Genomic DNA, 22,925 nt, shown 5'->3' on the forward strand with positions numbered 1-22,925 from the left:
CCCTTCAGGGGTGTTCGACGAGCGGGAGCAGGGCTCCGGGCGCGGGTGTCCGGCGGCTCTGCTCCCGTTCTTTCAGCCCGAAGGTGGTGAAGGCGGTGCGGTCGGGCAGGGGGTACGGCTCGGTGCCGGTGAGGGTGTTGAGGATGTGGGCGCTGCGCCAGGCGGCGAGTCCGAGGTCGGGGGCGCCGACTCCGTGGGTGTGGCGTTCGCCGTTCTGGACGAAGACGGAGCCGGTGACGGCGGGGTCGAGGACCATGCGGTAGCGGTCGTCGATGCGGGGGCGGCCGGCGGAGTCCTTGCGGAGGTAGGGGTCGAGTCCGGCGAGGAGGGGGGTCAGGGGGCGTTCCCGGTAGCCGGTGGCGAGGACGACGGCGTCGGTGGTGAGGCGGGAGCGGGTGCCCTGGTCGGTGTGTTCGAGGTGGAGTTCGACCTTGGTGGTGGCCACGCGGCCGGCGGTGCGGACGCTGACGCCGGGGGTGAGGACGGTGTCGGGCCAGCCGCCGTGGAGGGTGCGGCGGTAGAGCTCTTCGTGGATGGCGGCGATGGTGTCGGCGTCGATGCCCTTGTGGAGCTGCCATTGGGCGGGGACGAGGCGGTCGCGGACGTTTTCGGGGAGGGCGTGGAAGTAGCGGGTGTAGTCGGGGGTGAAGTGTTCGAGGCCGAGCTTGGAGTACTCCATGGGGGCGAAGGAGGGGGTGCGGGCCAGCCAGGTGAGGCGTTCGCGGCCGGCGGGGCGGGCGCGCAGGAGGTCGAGGAAGACCTCGGCCCCGGACTGTCCCGAGCCGATGACGGTGACGTGGTCGGCGGCGAGGATGCGGTCGCGGTGGTGGAGGTAGTCCCCGGAGTGGAAGACGGGGACGGTGGGGGCGTCGGCGAGGGGCTTGAGGGGTTCGGGGACGTACGGGGCGGTGCCGATGCCGAGGACGAGGTTGCGGGCGTGGGTGCGGCCGAGGGCTTCGGCCTCGCCGTCGGCGTCGAGCTGGGTGAAGTCGATTTCGAAGAGGTCGCGTTCGGGGTTCCAGCGGACGGCGTCGACCTGGTGGCCGAAGTGGAGTCCGGGCAGGTGGGCGGCGACCCAGCGGCAGTAGGCGTCGTACTCGGTGCGGTGGATGTGGAAGCGCTCGGCGAAGTAGAAGGGGAAGAGCCGCTGCTTGTGCCGGAGGTAGCTGAGGAAGGACCAGCGGCTGGCGGGGTCGGCGAGGGTGACGAGGTCGGCGAGGAAGGGGACCTGGAGGGTGGCGCCTTCGAGGAGGAGGCCCGGGTGCCAGCGGAATTCGTGGCGCTGGTCGTAGAAGGCGGTGGTGAGTCCGCGCTCGCGTGGGCCGCGGGGCAGGCCGTGGGCGAGGGCGGCGAGGGAGAGGTTGAAGGGGCCGATGCCGATTCCTGCGAGGTCTTGGGGGGCGTCGGGGTGGGCGGTCATCGGTGGGTGCTGCCTTCCAGGAGTTTCAGGAGGTGTTCGAGGTCGCCCTCGGTGGTGTGGGGGTTGAGCAGGGTGGCCTTGAGCCAGAGGCGGCCGTCGGCGGTGGCGCGGCCGAGGACGGCGCGGCCGTCGTGGAGGAGGGTGCGTCGCACGGCGGCGATCTCGTGGTCGGGGAGGCCGGTGGACCGGAAGAGCACGGTGCTGATGGTGGGCGCGGCGTGGAGTTCGAAGCGGGGGTGGGCTTCGAGGAGTCGGGCGAACCGGTGCGCGGTGGCGCAGGTGCGGTCGACAAGGGCGGCGAGTCCGTCGCGGCCGAGTGCGCGCAGGGTGACGGCGATCTTGAGGATGTCGGCGCGGCGGGTGGTGCGCAGGGAGCGGCCGAGGAGGTCGGGGAGGCCGGCTTCGGTGTCGTCGGCGGCGTTGAGGTAGTCGGCCTGGTGGTGGAGGGGGTCGAGGAGCCGGCGGTCGGGTACGGCGAGGAGCCCGGCGGCGGCGGGCTGCCAGCCGAGTTTGTGCAGGTCGAGGGTGAGGGATCGGGCGTGCCGGAGGCCGTCGAGGAGGGGGCGGTGGCGGGGGCTGAAGGCGAGGAGGCCGCCGTACGCGGCGTCGACGTGGAGTTCGGTGCGGTGGCGGGCGCAGACGGCGGCGATCTCGGGGAGGGGGTCGATGAGTCCGGCGTCGGTGGTGCCGGCGGTGGCGGCGACGAGGGTGGGGCCGGGGTGCCGGCCGAGGGCCCGGTCGAGGGCGGCGGGGTCGAGGGTGCCGCGGGGGGTGGGGAGGGCGAGGGGTGCGGGGAGGCCGAGGAGCCAGGCGGCGCGGGGCAGGGAGTGGTGGGCGTTGGCGCCGTGGACGAGGGTGACGGGGCCGTGGCGTTCGCGGGCGAGGAGGAGGGCGAGCTGGTTGGCTTCGGTGCCGCCGGTGGTGACGACGGCGTCGGGGTGGGGGGTGTCGTAGAGCTCGCGGGCGAGGGTGGCGGTGACGAGGGTTTCGAGGGTGGAGGCGGCGGGGGCCTGGTCCCAGGAGTCGAGGGAGGGGTTGAGGCTGGAGGCGGCGAGGTCGGCGGCGGCGGCCGCGGCGAGGGGCGGGCAGTGGAGGTGGGCGAGGCAGAGGGGTTCGGCGGGGTCGGCGGCGCCTTCGGCGAGGGCGCGGACGAGGGTGCGGAGGGCTTCGTGGTCGCCGGTGCCGCGGGTGGGGAGGATCTCGCCGAGGGTGGTGGTGAGCCGGCGGGTGAGGGCGTCGGGGCCGCCGGGGGGCAGGGGTCCGTTGCGGGTGCGGGCGCCGGCGGCGAGGGCTTCGAGGACGGTGCCGAGGAGGGGCTGCAGGGCCGCGGGCCCGGTGGTGCCGCCGGCGAGGGGCGGGGGGTGCGGGTGGGGGCCGGGCGGCGCTGTCATGGGTTTCCTCACGGCTGATCGTCTGGGGACGGGGTCCGCGGTGAGGGCGGTCCCGGCTCCCGCCGTGGACAACGATCAGACCCGAATGGGGTAACCGTCGGGACGCGGTGAGGGGCGATTTCCGGCCGTGTTCATGACGGTCGGCGGGGGCGGGGGGTGGCCGGAACCGGACGGTGCGAGCCCTCTCGGACCCGCGTACGGCCGGTCTCGCGTGGTCCGCGTACGGCGGCGCCCGGCGGGGTCCGGTGCGGGACTCCGCCGGGCGCGGCCGGGCGGTCGGGGCGGGAGGGGGTCAGGCGCGGGTGCGGACGCGCAGGGCGCGGGCGAGGTCGTCGAGCTGGTCGACGAGCTTGCGGCGCAGGGCGGGGATCATCTCGGCGGTCTCCAGGCAGGCGCGGCCGGTGCGGAGGGACTCCTCGTCGATGCTGTGGGCGGGGAAGGCGTAGCGGCCGGCGGCTTCGGCGATGGCGGGTCCGCGGCGGTCGGCGAGGGCGATGACGTCCTGGTAGAAGCGTTCGACGTACGGCTGCACGAGGTCGGCTTGTTCCGGCTGCCAGAAGCCCTGGGCGGTGGCGCTGAACAGGTAGTTGGATAGGTCGTCCTGGCCGAACATCCGTTCCCAGGCGGCCTTCTTGGCGCTCGCGTCGGGCAGGGCGGCGCGACAGCGGGCGGCGCCTTCCTGCCCGGTGGCGGTGGGGTCGCGGTCGAGCTCGGCGGAGATCTCCTCCTCGCCGACGGCACCGAGGACGCTGAGCCGGGCGAGGATGCGCCAGCGCAGTTCGGGGTCGAGTTCGGGGCCGCCGCTGACGGTGCCGTCGGCGAGCCAGGCGGCGATGGTGTCGGGCTGGGTGGCGCTGTCGATGAAGGTGCGGACGGCGGCCAGCCGGAGCCCCGGGTGGTCCCCGTCTTCCGTCCGGCGGATCAGCGCGCGGGCCGCGGAGGTGCAGACCGCGAGGGCGGCGGAGCGGTCGGCGGGGGTCACGAAGTGGTCGGCGATCTGGTGGCGGGCGAAGCCGAGGACCCCCTGCACGATGGCGAGGTCGTCCTCCACGGGCAGGTGGGCGTTCGCCGTCTCCAGGTAGGCGGCCGGGTCGAGCTCGCCGTCGCGGACCATGTCGCGCAGGGAGTTCCACACCACGGCCCGGGTCAGCGGGTCGGGGATCCCGGAGAGGTGGGTGAGGGCGGCGGCCCGGGAGTGCTCGTCGAGGCGGACCTTGGCGTAGGTGAGGTCGCCGTCGTTGAGGACGAGGAGCGCGGGGCGCGGGCCGACGGCGGAGATGACCTCGGCGCTGGGGAGGTCGAGGTCGATGCGGTCGCGCTGTTCGAGGCGGCCGTTCTCCCCGGGCACGAGGTCGTAGGTGCCGACCGTGACGTGGTGGGGGCGGCTGCCCTCGCGTCCGACGGTCAGGGTCCAGCCGCCGGCGGCCTCCTGGATGCGCGGGGTGAGGGTGTCGGCGCCGGTGGTGCGCAGCCAGTCGGCCGCCCAGCCGTGGACGTCGCGGTCGGTGCCGGCGGCGAGGGATTCCACGAAGTCGGCGAGGGAGGCGTTGCCGAAGCGGTGGCGGGCGATGTGGGTGTTGATGCCGGCGAGGAACTCCTCTTCGCCGAGCCAGGCGACGAGCTGGCGGAGGGCGGAGGCCCCCTTGGCGTAGGAGATGCCGTCGAAGTTGAGGAGGGCGGACGCGCTGTCGGGCACGTCCTCGGGGGTGGGGGCCACGGGGTGGGTGGAGGGCCGCTGGTCGGCGTCGTAGCCCCAGGCCTTGCGGCTGATGCCGAAGCTGGTCCAGGTGTCGGTGAAGCGGGTGGCTTCGGTGAGGGTCTGGTAGCCCATGTACTCGGCGAAGGACTCGTTGAGCCAGATGTCGTCCCACCAGCGGAGGGTGACGAGGTCGCCGAACCACATGTGGGCCATCTCGTGGGCGATGGTGGTGGCCCGGCCCTGGCGCTCGGTGTCGGTGACGGCGGAGCGGTAGACGAGCTCGTCGCGGAAGGTGACCAGGCCGGGGTTCTCCATGGCGCCCATGTTGAATTCGGGCACGAAGGCCTGGTCGTACGAGTCGAAGGGGTACGGCTCGGTGAACTTCTCGTGGTAGCGGTCGAAGCAGGCCTTGGTGATGCCGAGGATCTCTTCGGCGTCCGCGTCGAGGTGGGGGGCGAGGGAGCGGCGGCAGTGGATGCCGAACGGGAGCCCGGCGTGCTCGGTGCGGATGCTGTGCCAGGGGCCGGCGGCGACGGCGGCGAGGTAGGTGGAGATGAGGGGGGTCTCGGCGGCGGCCCAGGTGGCGGCCCCGTCCTCCTCGCGCACGCCGGTCTGCCGGGTGATGCCGTTGGCCAGGACGGTCCAGCCGGCGGGGGCGGTGACGGTGATCGCGAAGACGGCCTTCAGGTCGGGCTGGTCGAAGGCGGGGAAGACGCGCTGGACGTCGTCGAGGAAGAGCTGGGTGTAGACGTACGTCTCGCCGTCGGTGGGGTCGGTGAAGCGGTGCATGCCCTCGCCGGTGCGGGAGTAGTGCATGCGGGCCTCGATGCGCAGCTCGTGCGGGCCGGCGGTGAGGCCGGTGAGGGGGAGCCGGTTGCCGTCGAGTGCGGCGGGGTCGAGCGGGTGTCCGTCGAGGACGGCGGAGCGCAGCAGGTCCGGTTTGAGCTCCACGAACGTGTCTCCGTCGCTCCGGGCGGTGAAGCGGATGACGGTGGTGGAGTCGAAGGTCTCGTCGCCGGTGGTGAGGTCGAGGTCGACCGCGTAGTGGCGGACGTCGAGGAGCTGGGCTCGGAGCTGCGCTTCGTTGCGCGTCAGTGCGGACATGGGCCCCATGCTGCCTGATGGGGCCCCGTCCGCCGTAGGGGGTGCGGGAAGCCGTCGTGCGGCAGGTCCCGGCTACTCCTCGCTGGCGGCGATGGTCTCGTGGTGGCGGATGACCTCGGCGATGATGAAGTTGAGGAGCTTTTCGGCGAAGGCCGGGTCGAGCTTGGCGCTCTCGGCGAGCTGGCGGAGCCGGGCGATCTGGTTGGCCTCGCGGTTGGGGTCGGCGGCCGGCAGGTGGTGCTTGGCCTTGAGGTGGCCGACCTGCTGGGTGGCCTTGAACCGCTCGGCGAGCATGTGGACCACGGCCGCGTCGATGTTGTCGATGCTGTCCCGCAGCCGGGTCAGTTCGGCACGGACGTTCTCGTCGATGTCGGTGGTCTTCATGGGGCCTGAGCTTACGCGGCCGGGCCGGTCGGATCATCGTTCGGCCGGTGGGTGAGACGGGCCGGCGGGCGGTCTTCCGGCTGGTGGGGGAGGTTTTCGGCCGGGGCGGGCTCCGGGATGGCCGGTGTGCGGCGTACGGGGGCGGGCCGGGCGGGTCACAGGGGCAGGAGGGCGGTGATGCGCCAGCCGCCGCCGGGGGCGGGTCCGGCGGTGAGGGTGCCGCCGATGGCCTCGGCGCGTTCGGTCATGCCGGCGAGTCCGAAGCCGCCGCCGCGGGCCTTGTCGGAGAGGCGGGCGGGGCGGCCGCCGTTGTCGGCGATGCGCAGTTCGAGTCCGGTGGGGACGGTGCGCAGGCCGATCCGTACGGCGGTGGCCCCGGCGGCGTGCTTGGTGATGTTGGTGAGGGCTTCGAGGACGATGCGGTGGACGGTGGCGGCGATGTCGCCGGGGATCTTCGCGTCGAGGCCGTCCTCCACGTGGAGGACGACGGGCGGGCCGGTGCGGGAGAAGCGGTCGGTGAGCTCGCGGAGCTCGGCGATGCCGGCGACGGGGCGGGTGGCGCCGGGGGTGTCGTCCTCGCGCAGGACGCGGACGAGGCGGCGCATGGCGCCGAGGGCCTCGTCGCCGGCGGTTTCGATGCGGCCGAGGATCTCGGCGGCCCGTTCGGCGGTGACGCCGGTGAAGCGGGCGGCGCGGGCCTCGACGACGATGCCGGTGACGTGGTGGGCGACGAGGTCGTGGAGCTCGCGGGCGAGGTCGAGGCGTTCGGCGGTGCGTACGGCGTGGACCTCGCGGACGCGCTGGACGGCCTGGAGGCGGAGCAGGAGGGAGTAGGCGCCGACGACGGCGGTGAGCACGCAGAAGAGGAGGGTGAAGCGTCCGGGGTCGGTGTCGCGTACGGGTACGGCCGTGCAGCCCAGGCCGAGGAGGGGGCCGAGGACGGCGGCGGTGCGGGCGGGGGCGTGCAGCAGGACCTGGCTGAGGAGGACGAGGAGGGCGACCGCCTCACCGGCGCCCCAGACGACGAGGGGGTGGTTGCCGAAGATCAGCAGGAGGGTGGCGGTCCAGGTGACGGCGGCGGCGAACCAGGCGCGGGGTACGGGGCCGGGCCGGGGCCAGGGGGCCGCGCTGAGGCAGACGAGGATGCCGGAGAACCAGACGACGGCGTGCGGCGCGGTGGGCTGGCGGGCGAGGACCACGCCTTCGAAGCTGACGAGGGCGAGGAGCAGCAGGGTGAGGGCGAGCCGGGTGAGGCCGGCGGCGCGGGGGTGGCGGCGGGCCCAGGCGGCCAGGGGGCTCACGGGCGGGTCCGGGGGGCGGGGGTCATGCGGGGCTGGTGGCGAGGCCGCTTTCCCAGGCCCAGGCGGCGATCTCGACCCGGTTGCGGGCGTCGAGCTTGACCTGGACGTTCGCGAGGTGGGTCTTGACGGTGGAGAGGGAGACGTAGAGATCGGCGGCGATCTCGGCGTTGGTGAGGCCGCGGGCGAGGCAGCGGACCACGTCCCGCTCGCGTGGGGTGAGGGGTTCGGCGGGGCGGCGGGTGGCTGCGGGCGGGGTGCGGGGGGCCATCTCGCGCAGCAGCCGGACGGTGATGGCGGGCGAGACGAGGGAGTCTCCGACGGCGGCGGCGCGGACCGCCTCAACCAGCATGGCGGGGCTCGCGTCCTTGAGGAGGAACCCGGACGCGCCGCCGTGCAGGGCGGCGTGGACGTACTCGTCGAGGTCGAAGGTGGTGACGATCACGATGCGGGGCTTGGTGCGGCCGGCGAGGCGGCGGGTGACTTCGAGGCCGTCGAGCCTGGGCATGCGGATGTCGAGGAGGAGCACGTCGGGCTGGTGGGCTTCGACGGCGTCGAGTGCGGCCTGCCCGTCGACCACGTCGGCGAGGACGGTCATGTCGGGCTGGCTCTCCAGGATCATGCGGAATCCGGCTCTGACCATCTGCTGGTCGTCCGCGATGACGACGCTGATCGCCATGTGCCGTGTGCCCCCTGTCCCGCGGTGGGTGTCGTCCCCACCATGGGACAGGGGTCCGGGGCGGGTCGCAACCGCGGACGCGTGCGCGTGCCGCGGGGGCTCCGCCCCCGGACCCCTGCGCCTCGCTCTCCCCCCGGATTCCGTCCGGGGGGAGAGCGAGGACCTGGCCGGGTCACATGCCCGCGGCCGCCGACTTGATCGCGGAGGCGAAGGTGGAGACCTCCGTGTAGACGCCGGGGTACTCGGGGCGGGCGCAGCCGATGCCCCAGCTGACGATGCCGACCTGGATCCACGCACCGGCGTCGTCGCGGCGGAACATGGGGCCGCCGGAGTCGCCCTGGCAGGTGTCGACGCCGCCGACGTTCAGGCGGCCCGCGCAGATCTCCTCGGCGGGGATGATGTCGCCGCTGTAGGCGGCCTGGCAGTCGGCGTCGGAGACGAAGGGGACGGTCGCCTTCATCAGGTAGCGCTGCTGGCCGCCGCCCTCGCGGGTGGCGCCCCAGCCGGCGACGGTGAAGGTGCCGTTGTTGTACTGGGTGGTCTCGGCGATCTTGAGGGTGGGCAGGTTGATCGGCTGGGCGAGCTTGATCAGGGCCCAGTCCTTGCCGGAGCCGTTGTAGCCGGGGGCGCGCAGCACCTTGGTGGACTTGACCTTGATGGCGCTGGTGCTGTTGAGGTCCACGACGCCGGCGGTGGCGGTGATGGAGGTGTTGGTGCCGGAGGCGCCGACGCAGTGGGCGGCGGTGAGGACGATCTGCTGGGTGTAGAGGGCGCCGCCGCAGCCCATGGAGAGCCGGACCATGAAGGGGAACTCGCCCTGGGCGGCGCGGGTGCCGCCGACGACGGGGGCCGGTGCGGCGGTGGCCCCGGTGGGCTGGAGGCTGACGGCGGCGAGGGCGACGGCCGCGGCGGCGAGGGTGCGCTTGAGGACGCGGGTGGCGGTCTTCTGCTTCGTGGAGGTGTTCAACACACTGCCTTTCGTGGGGGGTTGGGCTGTGCGTGGTGCCGGTGCCGAAGACGGAGAGCACCTGACGCGTACATGTCACACCCGGGTACGGCATCCAACAAGACGGCGTTTTCGGCCAAGTCCCCGACGCAGGAGGCGGCATGACGGACAGCGGGGCGCACGGGCGCCCGGTCGAGCACGGCTTCCCGCACCTGGCGACGGTGCGCACGGCCATCACCGCCCTGCACCGGCGGCTCTCGTACGACGGGATCCAGCGGTACGCGGCCGGCTTCTCCCCCGCCGACGCGGCCTTCCCCGACACCGAGGACCTGTACCTGGGGGCGCAGCGGGTGGCCCGCGCCCTGGTGCGGCAGCTGCACCTGCCCGAGGCCCGGATGGTGGTGAGCTTCCGCGCGATGGAGCACGCGGCGAGCGTGGAACTGGCCGCCGGACCCGAGTACTTCGTCGAGGTCGACGACCGGTTCCGCAGCCACCGCCGGGACCTGGCCGCGGCCCTGGCCCACGAGGTCGCGCACGTGCTGCTGCACCGGCTCGGGCTGTCCTTCCCGGGCACGCGCGACAACGAGATCCTGACCGACACCGCCGCCGCGTACCTCGGCGCCGGCTGGCTGCTTCTGGACGCCTACCGGGAGGACGCCGTCACCCTGCAGAAGCTCGGCTACCTCACCCCGGAGGAGTTCGGGTACGTGCTGGCCAAGCGGGCCGCGCTGTTCGGGGAGGACCCGGCTCCGGCGTTCACCAGCCCGCAGGCGTACGAGGCGTACGTACGGGGGCGGGCGGCGGCCGCGGCGGACTGGCGGCGGCCCCCGCTGACCGGGGCGCCCTACGGGGAGCGGCGGCGGTACGCCCGGGAGCGGCGTGCGGCGGCCGGCGGGGCCGGGGCGGCGGCCGGCTCGGGCGGGGCGGCGGCCCGCGGGGCCGGGTACCGGTTCGCCGGGGATCCGGCGGCCGGGCAGCGGGTGGACTTCCCGTGCCCGGCGTGCGGGCAGCGGCTGCGGGTGCCGGTGCGGGGGCGGCTGGCCGTGCGGTGCGGGGTGTGCCGGACGGTGCTGGAGTGCGAGACGTAGCGGGGTCCGCGGGCGGCTGCCGGAGTTCTTCGGCAACCCGGTGGGTTCCGGACGGTTCGGACCGGGCCGGGGGTGGGTAGGAATGCGGTGTCGCACGAGTCACGGATCCGGGCCCGACCTCCCGCCAGGGGGCCGGGCCCGGGTTCTGTCCGGGCCCGGCCTGCGGGTTCCGTACGGGCCGCGGCTGCGCCCGGCGGCCGAGCCGCCCCGGGTCAGCGGCTGCCGTAGACCGGCTGTGGGGGTTCGGACTTCGCCAGGAGGGCGGCCGCGGCCCGGCCGGCCTCCTCGGGGGTCCAGCGGGCGCCCTTGTCGGTGGTGGGGCCCGGGCGCCAGCCCTCCATGACGGTGAGGCGGCCGCCCTCGGCCTCGAAGACCCGGCCGGTCACCCCGGCGGAGGCGTCCGAGCCCAGCCAGACCACCAGCGGGGAGACGTTGCCGGGGGCCATCGCGTCGAAGGCGCCGTCCGCCGGGGCGGCCATGGTCTCGGCGAAGGCCTGCTCGGTCATGCGGGTCCGGGCGGCCGGGGCGATCGCGTTGACCTGGACCCCGTAGCGGGCGGTTTCGGCGGCGGCCACGAGGGTGAGCCCGAGGATCCCGGCCTTCGCCGCGCTGTAGCAGCCCTGGCCCACCGAGCCCAGCAGGCCGGCGCCGGAGGAGGTGTTGACCACCCGGGGGCGGACCTCGCGGCCCGCCTTGGCCTGCGCGCGCCAGTGCCGGGCGGCCTCGCGCAGGGGCAGGAAGTGGCCGCGCAGGTGGACCCGTACGACGGCGTCCCAGTCCTCCTCGTCGAGGTTGACCAGCATCCGGTCGCGCAGGAAGCCGGCGTTGTTGACCAGGGTGTCGAGCCCGCCGAAGGCGTCGAGGGCGCAGGCCACCAGGGAGGCGGCGCCCTCGGCGGTGGCGACGTCCCCGCCGTGCGCGACCGCTTCCCCGCCCTGCGCCCTGATCTCCTCGGCGACCTGCGCGGCCGGGCTGCCGGGGGCCGGGGCCCCGTCCAGGCCCACCCCGAGGTCGTTGACGACCACCCGGGCACCCGCCTCGGCGAACGCGAGGGCGTGGGCGCGGCCCAGCCCCCGGCCCGCGCCCGTCACGATCACGACCCGGCCTTCGGCCATCGGCATCTCAGCTCTCCTTCGTCTCGTCGGCAGTGCCGTGGTGGGCGTTCGCGGCGGCCAGGAACGCCGGGCGTTCGCCGCCGCCGTGGACGAGCAGGCTGGCCCCGCTCAGGTACGCGGCGCGGTCGGAGGCGAGGAACACCGCCGCCTCCCCCACGTCCGCGGGTTCGGCCAGCCGGCCGAGCGGGACCGTGGCGGCGACCGCCGCCACCCCCGCCTCGTCCCCGTAGTGCAGATGGGCGAGTTCGGTGCGCACCATGCCCAGGACCAGGGTGTTCACCCGTACCCGCGGGGCCCATTCCACGGCCATGGAGCGGGCCAGGTTCTCCAGTGCGGCCTTCGCGGCCCCGTAGGCGGCGGTGCCCGGGGAGGGGCGGGTGCCGCTCACGCTGCCGATCATGAGGACCGAGCCGCGGGTCTCGTGCAGGTACGGGTGGGCGGCGAGGGAGGCGGTGAGCGGGGCGAGCAGGTTGAGTTCGACCACCCGGGCGTGCCGCTGCGGGCCGCCCTCCCCGAGCAGCCGGTACGGGGTGCCGCCGGCGTTGTTGACCAGGCAGTCGAGCCGGCCGTGGCGGTCGGCGACCTGCGCGAACAGGCCGTTGACGGCCTCGGGGTCGCGCAGGTCCACGGGGAGGTGTTCGGCGGTGCGGCCGGCCGCGCGGACCGGCTCCTCCGGGGGTCTGCGGGCACAGACGACGACCCGGGCGCCCGCCGCGAGGAACGCCCGGGCGATCCCGGCTCCGACCCCGCGGGTGCCACCGGTGACGACGGCGACCCTCCCGTCCAGCTCCATGGGCTGCTACCTTCCCGCCTAACAAATGTTTGGTGGAAAGGTAGCTGATCCTCTCATGGGTGTCTCCACCTCCCGCCCGGGCAAGGGCGTCGCACGCGTCACCGTCGACTTCCCGCCCGTCAACGCCCTGCCCGTGCAGGGCTGGTACGACCTGGCCGCGGCGCTGCGCGCGGCCGGCCGCGATCCGGAGGTGCGCTGCGTGGTGCTCGCCGCCGAGGGCCGCGGCTTCAACGCCGGTGTCGACATCAAGGAGATGCAGCGGGACACCGGCCACGGCGCCCTGCTCGGCGCCAACCGGGGCTGCGCGGAGGCCTTCGCCGCCGTCTACGAGTGCGAGGTCCCGGTGGTGGCCGCCGTACACGGCTTCTGCCTGGGCGGCGGGATCGGCCTGGTGGGCAACGCGGACGCGATCGTGGCGAGCGAGGACGCCGTCTTCGGGCTGCCGGAGCTGGACCGCGGGGCGCTGGGCGCGGCGACCCACCTGGCCCGCCTGGTCCCCCAGCACCTGATGCGGACCCTGTACTACACCTCGCGCACCGTGGGCGCCGCCGAACTCCGCGCCCACGGCTCGGTCTGGCAGGTGGTGCCGCGGGCGGAGCTGGCGGGGGCCGCGCTGGCACTGGCCGCGGAGATCGCGCAGAAGGACGGCTTGCTGATCCGGCTGGCCAAGGCGGCCATCAACGGCATCGACCCCGTGGACGTGCGCCGCAGCTACCGCTTCGAGCAGGGCTTCACCTTCGAGGCCGGGCTCAGCGGGGTGGCCGGACGGGTCCGCGACACCTTCGGGAAGGGGCAGGACGCGTGACTGACAAGACCATGAGCGCCGACGAGGCCGTCGGCCGGCTGGAGAGCGGCATGACCGTCGGCATCGGCGGCTGGGGTTCGCGGCGCAAGCCGATGGCCCTGGTGCGAGCACTGCTCCGGTCCCGGATCACCGATCTCACCGTCGTCTCGTACGGCGGGCCCGACGTGGGGATGCTGGCGGCCGCCGGCCGGATCCGCCGGCTGGTCGCCCCGTTCGCCACGCTCGACTCCATCCCGCTGGAGCCGCACTTCCGGGCGGCCCGCGAGGGCGGCGGCTTCGAGCTGACCGAGCTGGACGAGGCCATGTTCATGTGGGGGCTGCACGCCGCCGCCAACCGGCTGCCGTTCCTCCCCGTACGGGCCGGTCTCGGCTCCGACGTGATGCGGGTCAACCCGCAGCTGCGCACCGTCCGCTCCCCCTACGAGGACGGCGAGGAGTTCGTCGCCGTGCCCGCGCTGCGCATGGACGCGGCCCTGGTCCACCTCAACCGGGCCGACCGGCTCGGCAACGGCCAGTACCTGGGCCCCGACCCGTACTTCGACGACCTGTTCTGCGAGGCCGCCGATGCCGCGTACCTGTCGTGCGAGCAGATCGTGGAGACCGCCGAGCTGACCAAGGAGGCCGCCCCGCAGACCCTGCTGGTGGGCCGGCACAGCGTCACGGGGGTGGTCGAGGCGCCGAACGGGGCGCACTTCACCTCCTGCGCCCCCGACCAGGGCCGCGACGAGGCCTTCCAGAAGCTGTACGCCACCACCCCGTGGGAGGTGTTCGCCGGGCGGTTCCTCTCCGGCCCGGACGAGCACTCCTACCAGTCCGCCGTCCGCGCCTGGCACGAGGAGCAGAAATGACCGGTTCCGGAGTGACCCGCGCCGAGTACTGCGTGGTGGCGTGCGCCGAGGCCTGGCGGGGGGACGGCGAGGTGCTCGCCAGTCCGATGGGCCTGATCCCCTCCTTCGGGGCCCGGCTCGCCAAGCGGACCTTCTCCCCCGACCTGCTGCTGACCGACGGCGAGGCCATGCTCGTGGGCCCGGACGGGACGGTCGAGGGCTGGCTGCCGTACCGCCGCCACCTGACGATGGTGACCGGCGGCAAGCGGCACGTCATGATGGGCGCCAGCCAGATCGACCGCCACGGCAACCAGAACATCTCGTGCATCGGGGCGTGGGAGCGGCCGGCCCGGCAGCTCCTCGGGGTGCGCGGCGCCCCCGTGAACACCCTGAACAACCCGGTCAGTTACTGGATCCCCCGGCACTCGCCGCGGGTGTTCGTGGACCGGGTGGACATGGTGTGCGGGGTGGGGAACGACCGGGCGGCCGCCCTGGGCGCGCGGCACCACCGGCTGCCGCGGGTGGTCAGCGACCTGGGCGTGTTCGACTTCGAGACCCCGGACCGGCGGATGCGGCTGGCCTCGCTGCACCCCGGGGTCAGCGTGGACCGGGTGGTCGAGGCCACCGGCTTCGACCTCGTGATCGGCGCGGAGGTGCCGTACACGCGGGAGCCCGACGCGGCGGAACTGCGGCTGATCCGCGAGGTCATCGACCCGCAGGGGCTGCGCGAGCGCGAGGTGCCGGCCTGATGGCGGCCGCGGACCGGACGCCCGTGCCGGTGCCGGTGCCCGGTTCGGTGCCGGTGCCCGGATCGGTGCCGGTGCCCGGATCGGTGCCGGTTCCGGTGCCGGTGCCCGTGCTGGAGACCCCGTTCACCCGGCTCGTCGGCGTGACCCATCCGGTCGTGCAGACCGGGATGGGGTGGGTGGCCGGACCGCGGCTGGTCTCGGCCACCGCGAACGCCGGGGCCCTGGGCATCCTCGCCTCCGCGACGATGACCCCCGCCCGGCTGCGTGCCGCGATCCGCGAGGTGAAGTCCCGTACGCAGGCCCCGTTCGGGGTGAACCTGCGGGCGGACGCCTCCGATGCGGCGGAGCGGGTCCGGCTGATCGTGGACGAGGGGGTCGCGGTCGCGTCCTTCGCACTGGCCCCCTCGCGCGAGCTGATCGCGCGGCTCAAGGACGCGGGGGTGGTCGTGATCCCCTCGGTCGGGGCGCGGCGGCACGCGGAGAAGGTCGCCGCCTGGGGCGCGGACGCGGTGATCGTGCAGGGCGGCGAGGGCGGCGGGCACACCGGGGAGGTGGCGACGACCGTGCTGCTGCCGCAGGTGGTGGACGCGGTGGACATCCCGGTGGTCGCGGCGGGCGGGTTCCACGACGGGCGGGGGCTGGTCGCGGCCCTGGCGTTCGGGGCGGCGGGGGTGGCGATGGGCACCCGGTTCCTGCTGACCTCGGACTCGACCGTCCCCGACGCGGTGAAGGCCCGCTACCTGGCGGCCTCGGTCCGGGACGTGACGGTGACCACGGCGGTGGACGGGCTGCCGCACCGGATGCTGCGCACCGAGCTGGTGGCCGCCCTGGAGCGCTCGGGCCGCGCCGGGGCCCTGCTGCGGGCGGTGCGGCACGCGGCCGGCTTCCGCCGGATCTCGGGGCTGGGCTGGCGGCAGATGGTCCGCGACGGGCTCGCGATGAAACACGGCAAGGACCTGACCTGGAGCCAGGTCCTGCTCGCCGCGAACACGCCCATGCTCCTGAAGGCGTCCATGGTCGAGGGCCGTGCGGACCTCGGGATCATGGCCTCGGGGCAGGTGGCCGGCGTGATCGAGGACCTTCCCTCGTGTGCGGAGCTGGTCGCGCGGGTCATGGCCGAAGCGGCGCAGGCGGTGGAACGCCTGGCGGGACCGGACGCCGCGTGACGCCTGCGCGGCCCGCCGCGGGTTTCGGGGGCTCCGCCCCCGGGCCCCCGGTCCTCGAACGCCGGACGGGCTGGATTGCGCCCCTGCCCGGATGCCGCCTGCGGGCTGGATGCTGCCGGGCAAGATCAAGCCCCGCCGGCGTGTGAGGCGCGGGGTTCCGGGGGCGGAGCCCCCGGAACAGGTCAGGCCGGGCGGCCCGCGCCGGAGCGGCCGCCGCCCTGGCGGCGGGCCTGGCCGCCGGCCGAGCGGGTCCGCGGGGCAGCGGCCCCGCCGGAGGCAGACCCCGCGGCTCCGGAGCGCGGCCGCCGGCCGCGGCTGCCGGCGGCCGAACCGCCCTCGGTCTTGGGCGCGGCGGTCTTGGCCGCGGCGGTCTTGGCCGCCCCGGCACCGCCGCCGTTCCCGCCGCGGCCCCGGCGGGACCTCGACCCGGACCCGCTCTTGGCGGCCGCCTTGGCCGGCGCGGCCTGCTGCGGCACCTCTATGACCACCGGCACCCCGGAGGGCTCCCGCGCCCCCGTGAGGCGGGCGAGCTCCTCGTCGGAGGAGCGGACCTGCGCGGTCCGCGGGGTGATGCCCGCGTCGGACATCAGCCGGCCCATCTCGCGCTTCTGGTCGGGCAGGACCAGCGTGACCACGCTGCCGGACTCGCCGGCGCGGGCGGTGCGGCCGCCGCGGTGCAGGTAGTCCTTGTGGTCGGTGGGCGGGTCCACGTTGACGACCAGGTCGAGGTCGTCGATGTGGATGCCGCGGGCCGCGACGTTCGTCGCGATCAGGGCGGTGACCTGGCCGTTCTTGAACTGGTCCAGGGTCCGGTTGCGCTGCGGCTGGGACCGGCCGCCGTGCAGGCCGGAGGCCCGTACACCGCTGGCGAGCAGCCGCTTGACCAGGCGGTCCACGGAGCGCTTGGTGTCCAGGAACATGATCACGCGCCCGTCGCGGGCGGCGATGCGGGTGGTGACGGCCTTCTTGTCGGTCTCGTCGAGCACGTACAGGACGTGGTGCTCCATGGTGACGACGGCGCCGGCGGACGGGTCCACGGAGTGCGTGACCGGGTCCACGAGGAACTGCTTGACCAGCTTGTCGACGTTCTTGTCCAGGGTGGCGGAGAACAGCAGCCGCTGGCCGCCGTCCTCGACCTGCTTGAGCAGGGCGGTGACCTGCGGCAGGAAGCCCATGTCGGTCATCTGGTCGGCCTCGTCGAGGACCGTGACGGCGACCTGGCCGAGGGTGACGTCCCCGCGGTCGATGAGGTCCTTGAGGCGGCCGGGGGTGGCGACGAGCACCTCGGCGCCGCGCCCGAGGGCGGCCGACTGCCGGTTGATCGACATGCCGCCCACGACGGTGGCGATCCGCAGGTTGACCGCGGTCGCGTACGGGGTGAGGGCGTCGGTGACCTGCTGCGCGAGCTCGCGGGTGGGGACGAGGACCAGGGCCAGCGGGGCCCGGGACTCGGCGCGGCGGCCGGCGGTGCGGGCGAGCATGGCCAGGCCGAAGGCGAGGGTCTTGCCGGAGCCGGTGCGGCCGCGGCCGAGCAGGTCGCGGCCCGCCAGGGAGTTCGGCAGGGTGGCGGCCTGGATCGGGAAGGGCTCGGTGACGCCCTGAGCCGCGAGGGTCTTCAGGAGCGCGGCCGGCATGTCCAGGTCCTCGAAGGAGGCGACCGGGGGCAGGGCGGGGGTCAGGGTCTCCGGCATGGTGAATTCCTGGGGCCGCGCCACGGCCTTCGGGCGGCCTGCGGCGGCCTTCGGGTGGCCCTGGGCGGCGCCCCGGTTGCGGCCGGGTCGGCGGGGGGCACGGGCGGAGCTGGAGCTGGTCATGCGGAGACGCCCTCCTGAGTGGCGGACAGACGAGACAGCGCAAACCGGGGCCCGCACCGAGTGGTGCGGGCCCCGGCCGTGCGGTGAGCGATCAGGCGGGGAGGATGTTCTCCGCCTGGGGGCCCTTCTGGCCCTGCGTGACGTCGAAGGTCACCTTCTGGCCCTCGTGGAGCTCACGGAAGCCCTGGGTGGCGATGTTCGAGTAGTGGGCGAAGACGTCCGGGCCGCCACCCTCCTGCTCGATGAAGCCGAAGCCCTTCTCCGAGTTGAACCACTTCACGGTGCCGTTGGCCATAACAATCTCCTGAATAGGTGGGGCCCCATCCGGAGATGCCGGAAAACAATAAAAGCGCCTGCGGATCATTCCCGTCAGGCGCACATAAAGTTCATGGGTACCACAACTGCAACCCTCTAAAGCTAGCACACGGCGGCGCGGGGCCGGCCGCCGCGGGTGCACCGGCCGCCGGCCCGCCCCGTCAGAGCCGCTCGATGATCGTGACGTTCGCCTGGCCGCCGCCCTCGCACATGGTCTGGAGCCCGTAGCGGCCGCCGGTGCGCTCCAGCTCGTGCAGCAGGGTGGTCATCAGCTTCGCGCCGGTGGCGCCCAGCGGGTGCCCCAGGGCGATCGCGCCGCCGTTGACGTTGACCCTGTCCGGGTCGGCGCCGGTCTCCTTCAGCCAGGCGAGCACGACCGGGGCGAAGGCCTCGTTGATCTCCACGAGGTCGATGTCGCCGAGGGTCATGCCGGTCTTCCCGAGGGCGTGGGCGGTGGCCGGGATGGGTGCGGAGAGCATCCGGATCGGGTCCTCGCCGCGCACCGAGAGGTGGTGGATGCGGGCCCGCGGGCTCAGCCCGTGCTCGCGTACGGCGCGCTCGGAGGCCAGGAGGAGGGCGGCCGCACCGTCGGAGACCTGGGAGGAGACGGCGGCGGTGATGGTGCCGCCGGGCACGACCGGCTTGAGGGCGGCCATCTTCTCGGCGCTGGTGTCGCGGCGCGGGCCCTCGTCCGCGGCCACCTCTCCGTACGGGACGGTCTCGCGGGTGAAGCGGCCCTCGTCGAGGGCCCGGACCGCCCGCCGGTGCGAGCGGAGGGCGAACTCCTCCATGTCCTCGCGGGATATGCCCCACTGCTCGGCGATGAGCTCGGCGCCGTGGAACTGGTTGACGGGGGCGTCTGCGTAGCGGGCCCGCCAGCCTGCGCTGCCGAGGTAGGGGCCCTCGGTGAGGCCGAGGGGTTCGGCCGCCTGCCGGGAGGCGAAGGCGATGGGGATCATCGACATGTTCTGGGTGCCGCCGGCGACGACCAGGTCCTGGGTGCCGGACAGGACGGCCTGGGCGGCGAAGTGGACGGCCTGCTGGGAGGATCCGCACTGGCGGTCGACGGTCACGCCGGGCACCTCCTCGGGCAGTCCGGCGGCCAGCCAGGCGGTGCGCGCGATGTCCCCGGCCTGGGGGCCGACGGTGTCGAGGCAGCCGAAGACCACGTCCTCGACGGCGGCGGGGTCGATCCCGGCGCGGGCGACGAGTTCCCTGAGCACGTGCGCCCCGAGGTCGGCGGGGTGGACCGCGGCGAGTCCGCCGCCCCGCCGGCCGACGGGGGTGCGGACCGCTTCGACGATGTAGGCCTCGGGCATGACTGCGGCTCCTTCGGTTCCTCGGGCGCGTGCGCAGGGCCTGCGTACGCGGGCTACGTGCGGACGGCGATGCCGTCGAGCACCATCGAGAGGTACTGGCGGGCGATCTCGTCGGGGCTGTGCTGTCCGCCGGGCCGGTACCAGGAGGCCGCGACCCACACGGTGTCGCGGACGAACCGGTAGGTGAGGCGGATGTCCAGGTCGGCCCGGAAGACCCGGGCGGCGACCCCGCGTTCCAGCGTGCCGAGCCAGGCCTTCTCGAACTTCTGCTGGGAGTCGGACAGGTAGTGGAAGCGGGGCTGCGCGGACAGGTGCCGGGACTCCTTCTGGTAGATCGCGACGGCGGCGCGGTGCCGGTCGATCTCGCGGAAGGACTCGGTGACGAGGGCCTCGATGGTCTCCCGGGGGCCGAGCCCGGCGGCGAGTACGGCGTCGTACCCCTCCCAGAGCTCGTTCAGGAAGCCGGAGAGGATCTCGTCGAGCATCGATTCCTTGGAGTCGAAGTGGTAGTAGAGGCTGCCGGCGAGCATGCCGGCCGCGTCGGCGATCTTGCGGACGGTGGTGGCGTTGTAGCCCTGGGCGGCGAAGACCTCGGCGGCGGTGTCGAGGAGTTCGCGCCGGCGCTCGGGGGTGGGGGTCACCGGGGACTGCTTCTTGGGGTTCTTCGTGGGCACACGGCCATTGTGGTCTCCGGCCGCGCCTGCCGGATCATCCCGCCCCCTACGGGTGCTGGCTGCTGACGGAGACGGTCTCGCCGGTCATGTACGAGGAGTAGCCGCTCGCCAGGAACACGATGACGTTGGCGACCTCCCAGGGTTCGGCGTACCGGCCGAAGGCCTCGCGCTCGGTGAGTTCGGCGAGCAGCTGGGGGGTGGTGACCTTCACGAGGTGCGGGTGCATGGCGAGGCTGGGGGCGACGGCGTTGACGCGGACCCCGTAGGCGGCGGCCTCCAGGGCGGCGCAGCGGGTCAGGGCCATCACCCCGGCCTTGGCGGCGGCGTAGTGGGCCTGTCCGGCCTGGGCGCGCCAGCCGACCACCGAGGCGTTGTTGACGACGACCCCGCCGACGCGGGCGGTGCGCAGCCGGCGCAGGGCGGCGCGGGTGCAGCGGAAGGTGCCGTTCAGGGTCACGTCGAGCACCTTCGTCCACTGCTCGTCGGTCATGTCGGCGAGGTGGGCGGTGCCGCCCAGTCCGGCGTTGTTGACGACGATGTCGAGGCAGCCGTGGGTGCGTTCGGCGAGGGTGAAGAGGGCCTGCACCTGGGTCTCGTCGGTGACGTCGCAGGGCAGCGAGGCCACCCGGTCGGCGCCGAACTCCCCGGCGAGTGCGGCCTCGGTGTCCTTGAGCCGGCGGGCGTGGGCGTCGCCGATGACGATCCGGGCGCCTTCTTCGAGGAAGCGGCGGGCGGTGGCACCGCCGATGCCGGCGCCGGCCGCGGCGGTGATGACGGCGGTGCGTCCGTCGAGCAGTCCGTGTCCGGACACGTAGGCGGGTGGTGCGCTCATGTCCGTGCCTCCTGGGGACGGGTGCGGCTGCCCGGTTCTCGACGCCGCTCACGGCGGTACGTTAATCTACCAAACACTTGTTAGGGAAGCGGCGGGCGCCGGACCCGGGGCCCCGCGACCCGGGACACCGAGGGGGCGAACGGCTGGTGGACCTCACGCAGACGCCGGAACAGGAGGCCTTCCGGGCCGCGGCCCGGGCCTGGCTGCGGGCGCACGTGCCGCCCGCACCGCTGCCCTCCCTGGAGACGGAGGAGGGTTTCGCGGCCCACCGGGAGTGGGAGGCGCGGCTGGCCGCGGACCGCTGGTCGGCGGTCTCCTGGCCCGCGCGCTACGGCGGCCGGGGCGTGGACCTCGCGCAGTGGCTGCTCTTCGAGGAGGAGTACCACGCGGCCGGCGCCCCCGGCCGGGTCTCCCAGAACGGCATCAGCCTGCTGGCCCCCACCCTCTTCGACCACGGCACGCAGGAGCAGCGGGACCGGATCCTGCCGCCCATGGCGCGCGGCGAGGTGATCTGGGCGCAGGCCTGGTCGGAGCCGGAGGCCGGATCCGACCTGGCCGCGCTGCGGTCGAAGGCGGTGCGCACGGACGGCGGCTGGCTGCTGTCGGGGCAGAAGACCTGGTCCTCGCGGGCCGCGTTCGCCGACCGGGCCTTCGGGATCTTCCGCTCGGACCCGGACGCGCCGAAGCCGCACCAGGGGCTGACGTACCTGATGTTCGACCTGCGGGCGCCGGGGGTCACCGTACGGCCGATCGGACGGCTGGACGGGAAGCCGGCGTTCGCGGAGCTGTTCCTCGACGAGGTCTTCGTGCCCGATGCGGACGTGATCGGGGAGCCGGGGCAGGGCTGGCGGATCGCCATGTCCGCGACGGGCAGCGAGCGCGGGCTGACACTGCGCTCCCCGGGGCGGTTCACCGCGGCGGCGGACCGGCTGGCGGCGCTGTGGCGGGAGCAGGGGGACCCGGCGGACACGGCCCTGCGCGACCGGGTGGCGGACGCGGTGGTGGGGGCCCGGGCGTACCGGCTGTTCACGTGGGCGAGCGCGGCGCGGTGCGCGGCGGGGGAGGCGCTGGGCGCGGAGTCCAGCCTCAACAAGGTGTTCTGGTCCGAGTACGACATCGCCCTGCACGAGACGGCCCTGGACCTGCTGGGCCCGGAGGCCGAACTCGCGGCGGGCCCCTGGGCGGAGCCGTGGGTGTTCTCCCTGGCCGGCCCCGTCTACGCCGGTACGAACGAGATCCAGCGCGACATCATCGCCGAGCGGCTGCTCGGCCTTCCGAAGGGCCGCCGCTGATGCATTTCCAGCCCACCGAGGAGCAGGCGGACTTCGCCCGCTCCCTGGACTCCCTGCTGTCGGCGGCGGACGTGCCGGCCGCGGTGCGCGCCTGGTCGGCGGGCGAACGGGCCCCGGCGCGGGCGCTGTTCGCGAAACTCGCGGCCACGGGGGTGTTCGCGCTGGCGGTGCCGGAGCGGTACGAGGGCCTGGGGCCGCTGCCCGTGGCGGCGGTGGTGGCCTTCACCGAGCTGGGGCGGCACGCGGTGCCCGGGCCGCTGGTGGAGGGGGCGGCCGCGGCCGTGCTGCTGGCCGGACTCGCGGAGCGGGGGGAGGACGGGCCGGCCAAGCGGTTCCTGCCGGAGCTGGCCGCCGGGACGGGGCTCGCGACGCTGGCCCTGCCGGGGGGCGGCCCGTACGCGCTGGACGCGGACGCGGCGGCCTGGCGGTTCACGGTGACCGGCCGCGACGAGCTGTTCCTCTCCCCCGCCGGCGGCACTCCGCTGGCCTCCACGGACCCGGCCCGGCGGCTGCTGCGGCCCGAGCCGGGCGGCGAACTGCTCGCGGCGGGCCCGCAGGTTGCGGCGGCCGCGGCCGAGGCGGGGCGGTGGGCGCGGCTGCTGACCGCGGCCCAGTGCCTGGGGCTGGGCGAGGCGCTGCTGGCGCGTACGGTCGCGTACGTGAAGCAGCGCCGGCAGTTCGGCACGGAGATCGGCTCCTTCCAGGCGGTCAAACACCGCCTGGCCGACGTCCTGCTGGCCCTGTCCTTCGCCCGCCCCCTGGTGTGGGCGGCCGCCCTGGAACCGGGGGCGGCGGAGGCGGCCGCGGCGAAGCTGGCGGCGGGCGGGGCGGCGTACGGGGCGGCGCGGGCGGCGCTCCAACTGCACGGGGCGATCGGCTACACGGAGGAACTCGACCTCTCCCTGTGGCTGCGCAAGGCGCGCCCCCTGCGCGATGCGTGGGGGACCCCGGCTCAGTGCCGCGCCACGATCCTCCCCGTCTGACGGGAGGCGCCCCGGGGCCTGCGCCGCACACGCCGGCGGGCTGGATGTTTCGGGGGGCTCCGCCCCCGGACCCCCGCGCCTCGAACGCCGCCGGGGCCGGGATTTTCCGCCCCGGCCAGGGGCAGACTCCAGCCTCGCCGGGGGGGGGGGGGGGGGGGGGGGGGGGGGGGGGGGGGGGGGAGGGAAGGGGGGGAGGGGGGGGGGGGGGGGGGGGGGGGGGGGGGGGGGTGGG

The 22,925-nt window shown here is 74.6% G+C and carries 21 protein-coding genes; 7 read left to right on the forward strand and 14 right to left on the reverse strand.

Annotated elements, in window-relative coordinates; translation table 11 throughout:
- Positions 1 to 4: 4 nt before the first annotated feature.
- From ACZ407_RS20250 to ACZ407_RS20280, 7 genes are all read right to left on the reverse strand, one after another.
- Entirely contained in the window at positions 5 to 1,420 is a 1,416-nt protein-coding gene (locus ACZ407_RS20250; protein ID WP_468130013.1) for a lysine N(6)-hydroxylase/L-ornithine N(5)-oxygenase family protein, read from the reverse strand.
- A complete protein-coding gene (locus ACZ407_RS20255; RefSeq protein WP_468130015.1) occupies positions 1,417 to 2,811 on the reverse strand; it encodes a pyridoxal phosphate-dependent decarboxylase family protein in 1,395 nt (464 codons plus the stop codon). Before ACZ407_RS20255 ends, ACZ407_RS20250 begins: the two co-directional genes overlap by 4 nt.
- Positions 2,812 to 3,103: 292 nt before the next feature.
- Complete coding sequence (gene pepN / locus ACZ407_RS20260; protein ID WP_468130017.1) at positions 3,104 to 5,614, reverse strand: aminopeptidase N; 2,511 nt, start codon at positions 5,612 to 5,614, stop codon at positions 3,104 to 3,106.
- A gap of 72 nt (positions 5,615 to 5,686) precedes the next feature.
- The gene (locus ACZ407_RS20265) at positions 5,687 to 5,998 is read right to left on the reverse strand and encodes a chorismate mutase (RefSeq protein ID WP_468130019.1); all 312 of its coding nucleotides are present in this window, start codon (positions 5,996 to 5,998) and stop codon (positions 5,687 to 5,689) included.
- Positions 5,999 to 6,153: 155 nt separating this feature from the next.
- On the reverse strand, positions 6,154 to 7,299 hold the full coding sequence (locus tag ACZ407_RS20270) for a sensor histidine kinase (RefSeq protein ID WP_468130021.1): 1,146 nt from the start codon (positions 7,297 to 7,299) through the stop codon (positions 6,154 to 6,156).
- Positions 7,300 to 7,321: 22 nt separating this feature from the next.
- Positions 7,322 to 7,975: a response regulator gene (locus ACZ407_RS20275; RefSeq protein ID WP_468130023.1), complete on the reverse strand. Its 654-nt coding sequence runs from the start codon at positions 7,973 to 7,975 to the stop codon at positions 7,322 to 7,324.
- A gap of 172 nt (positions 7,976 to 8,147) precedes the next feature.
- Positions 8,148 to 8,942: a serine protease gene (locus ACZ407_RS20280; RefSeq protein ID WP_468130025.1), complete on the reverse strand. Its 795-nt coding sequence runs from the start codon at positions 8,940 to 8,942 to the stop codon at positions 8,148 to 8,150.
- Positions 8,943 to 9,082: 140 nt separating this feature from the next.
- Here ACZ407_RS20280 and ACZ407_RS20285 point away from each other — a divergent pair, with 140 nt between their 5' ends.
- Positions 9,083 to 10,009, forward strand: a complete 927-nt coding sequence (locus tag ACZ407_RS20285) for a hypothetical protein (RefSeq protein ID WP_468130027.1) — start codon at positions 9,083 to 9,085, stop codon at positions 10,007 to 10,009.
- A 212-nt stretch (positions 10,010 to 10,221) separates the two neighbouring features.
- Here the strand turns inward: ACZ407_RS20285 and ACZ407_RS20290 are convergent, their stop codons facing one another.
- The gene (locus tag ACZ407_RS20290) at positions 10,222 to 11,130 is read right to left on the reverse strand and encodes an SDR family oxidoreductase (RefSeq protein WP_468130029.1); all 909 of its coding nucleotides are present in this window, start codon (positions 11,128 to 11,130) and stop codon (positions 10,222 to 10,224) included.
- 1 nt (position 11,131) lies between these two features.
- Positions 11,132 to 11,917 carry an SDR family oxidoreductase gene (locus tag ACZ407_RS20295; protein WP_468130031.1) on the reverse strand — a complete coding sequence of 262 codons (786 nt, stop codon included), beginning with the start codon at positions 11,915 to 11,917 and terminating at the stop codon, positions 11,132 to 11,134.
- Positions 11,918 to 11,972: 55 nt separating this feature from the next.
- Here ACZ407_RS20295 and ACZ407_RS20300 point away from each other — a divergent pair, with 55 nt between their 5' ends.
- The 4 genes from ACZ407_RS20300 (at position 11,973) to ACZ407_RS20315 (ending at position 15,464) form a co-directional block, all read left to right on the forward strand.
- A complete protein-coding gene (locus tag ACZ407_RS20300) occupies positions 11,973 to 12,722 on the forward strand; it encodes an enoyl-CoA hydratase family protein (protein WP_468130033.1) in 750 nt (249 codons plus the stop codon).
- The gene (locus tag ACZ407_RS20305) at positions 12,719 to 13,570 is read left to right on the forward strand and encodes a CoA transferase subunit A (RefSeq protein WP_468130035.1); all 852 of its coding nucleotides are present in this window, start codon (positions 12,719 to 12,721) and stop codon (positions 13,568 to 13,570) included. Before ACZ407_RS20300 ends, ACZ407_RS20305 begins: the two co-directional genes overlap by 4 nt.
- Positions 13,567 to 14,298, forward strand: a complete 732-nt coding sequence (locus ACZ407_RS20310; RefSeq protein WP_468130037.1) for a CoA-transferase subunit beta — start codon at positions 13,567 to 13,569, stop codon at positions 14,296 to 14,298. Before ACZ407_RS20305 ends, ACZ407_RS20310 begins: the two co-directional genes overlap by 4 nt.
- 110 nt (positions 14,299 to 14,408) lie before the next feature.
- Positions 14,409 to 15,464, forward strand: coding sequence for an NAD(P)H-dependent flavin oxidoreductase (locus ACZ407_RS20315; protein WP_468130080.1), 1,056 nt, complete (start codon positions 14,409 to 14,411; stop codon positions 15,462 to 15,464).
- A gap of 182 nt (positions 15,465 to 15,646) precedes the next feature.
- Here the strand turns inward: ACZ407_RS20315 and ACZ407_RS20320 are convergent, their stop codons facing one another.
- The 5 genes from ACZ407_RS20320 to ACZ407_RS20340 all read right to left on the reverse strand — a co-directional run bounded on the left by ACZ407_RS20320 (position 15,647) and on the right by ACZ407_RS20340 (position 20,418).
- Positions 15,647 to 17,278 carry a DEAD/DEAH box helicase gene (locus ACZ407_RS20320; protein ID WP_468130039.1) on the reverse strand — a complete coding sequence of 544 codons (1,632 nt, stop codon included), beginning with the start codon at positions 17,276 to 17,278 and terminating at the stop codon, positions 15,647 to 15,649.
- A gap of 91 nt (positions 17,279 to 17,369) precedes the next feature.
- Positions 17,370 to 17,573, reverse strand: a complete 204-nt coding sequence (locus ACZ407_RS20325) for a cold-shock protein (protein ID WP_226735961.1) — start codon at positions 17,571 to 17,573, stop codon at positions 17,370 to 17,372.
- A 181-nt stretch (positions 17,574 to 17,754) separates the two neighbouring features.
- Positions 17,755 to 18,912, reverse strand: a complete 1,158-nt coding sequence (locus tag ACZ407_RS20330) for an acetyl-CoA C-acetyltransferase (RefSeq protein ID WP_468130042.1) — start codon at positions 18,910 to 18,912, stop codon at positions 17,755 to 17,757.
- Positions 18,913 to 18,965: 53 nt separating this feature from the next.
- Positions 18,966 to 19,586, reverse strand: a complete 621-nt coding sequence (locus tag ACZ407_RS20335; RefSeq protein ID WP_468130044.1) for a TetR/AcrR family transcriptional regulator — start codon at positions 19,584 to 19,586, stop codon at positions 18,966 to 18,968.
- 46 nt (positions 19,587 to 19,632) lie between these two features.
- On the reverse strand, positions 19,633 to 20,418 hold the full coding sequence (locus ACZ407_RS20340) for an SDR family oxidoreductase (protein ID WP_468130046.1): 786 nt from the start codon (positions 20,416 to 20,418) through the stop codon (positions 19,633 to 19,635).
- 146 nt (positions 20,419 to 20,564) lie between these two features.
- Between ACZ407_RS20340 and ACZ407_RS20345 the strand changes: the two genes are divergently transcribed.
- On the forward strand, positions 20,565 to 21,710 hold the full coding sequence (locus ACZ407_RS20345; protein WP_468130048.1) for an acyl-CoA dehydrogenase family protein: 1,146 nt from the start codon (positions 20,565 to 20,567) through the stop codon (positions 21,708 to 21,710).
- Complete coding sequence (locus tag ACZ407_RS20350; RefSeq protein WP_468130050.1) at positions 21,710 to 22,693, forward strand: acyl-CoA dehydrogenase family protein; 984 nt, start codon at positions 21,710 to 21,712, stop codon at positions 22,691 to 22,693. Before ACZ407_RS20345 ends, ACZ407_RS20350 begins: the two co-directional genes overlap by 1 nt.
- Positions 22,694 to 22,925: the final 232 nt, after the last annotated feature.

The sequence above is a fragment of the Streptomyces sp. NPDC030809 genome, from assembly GCF_055572195.1.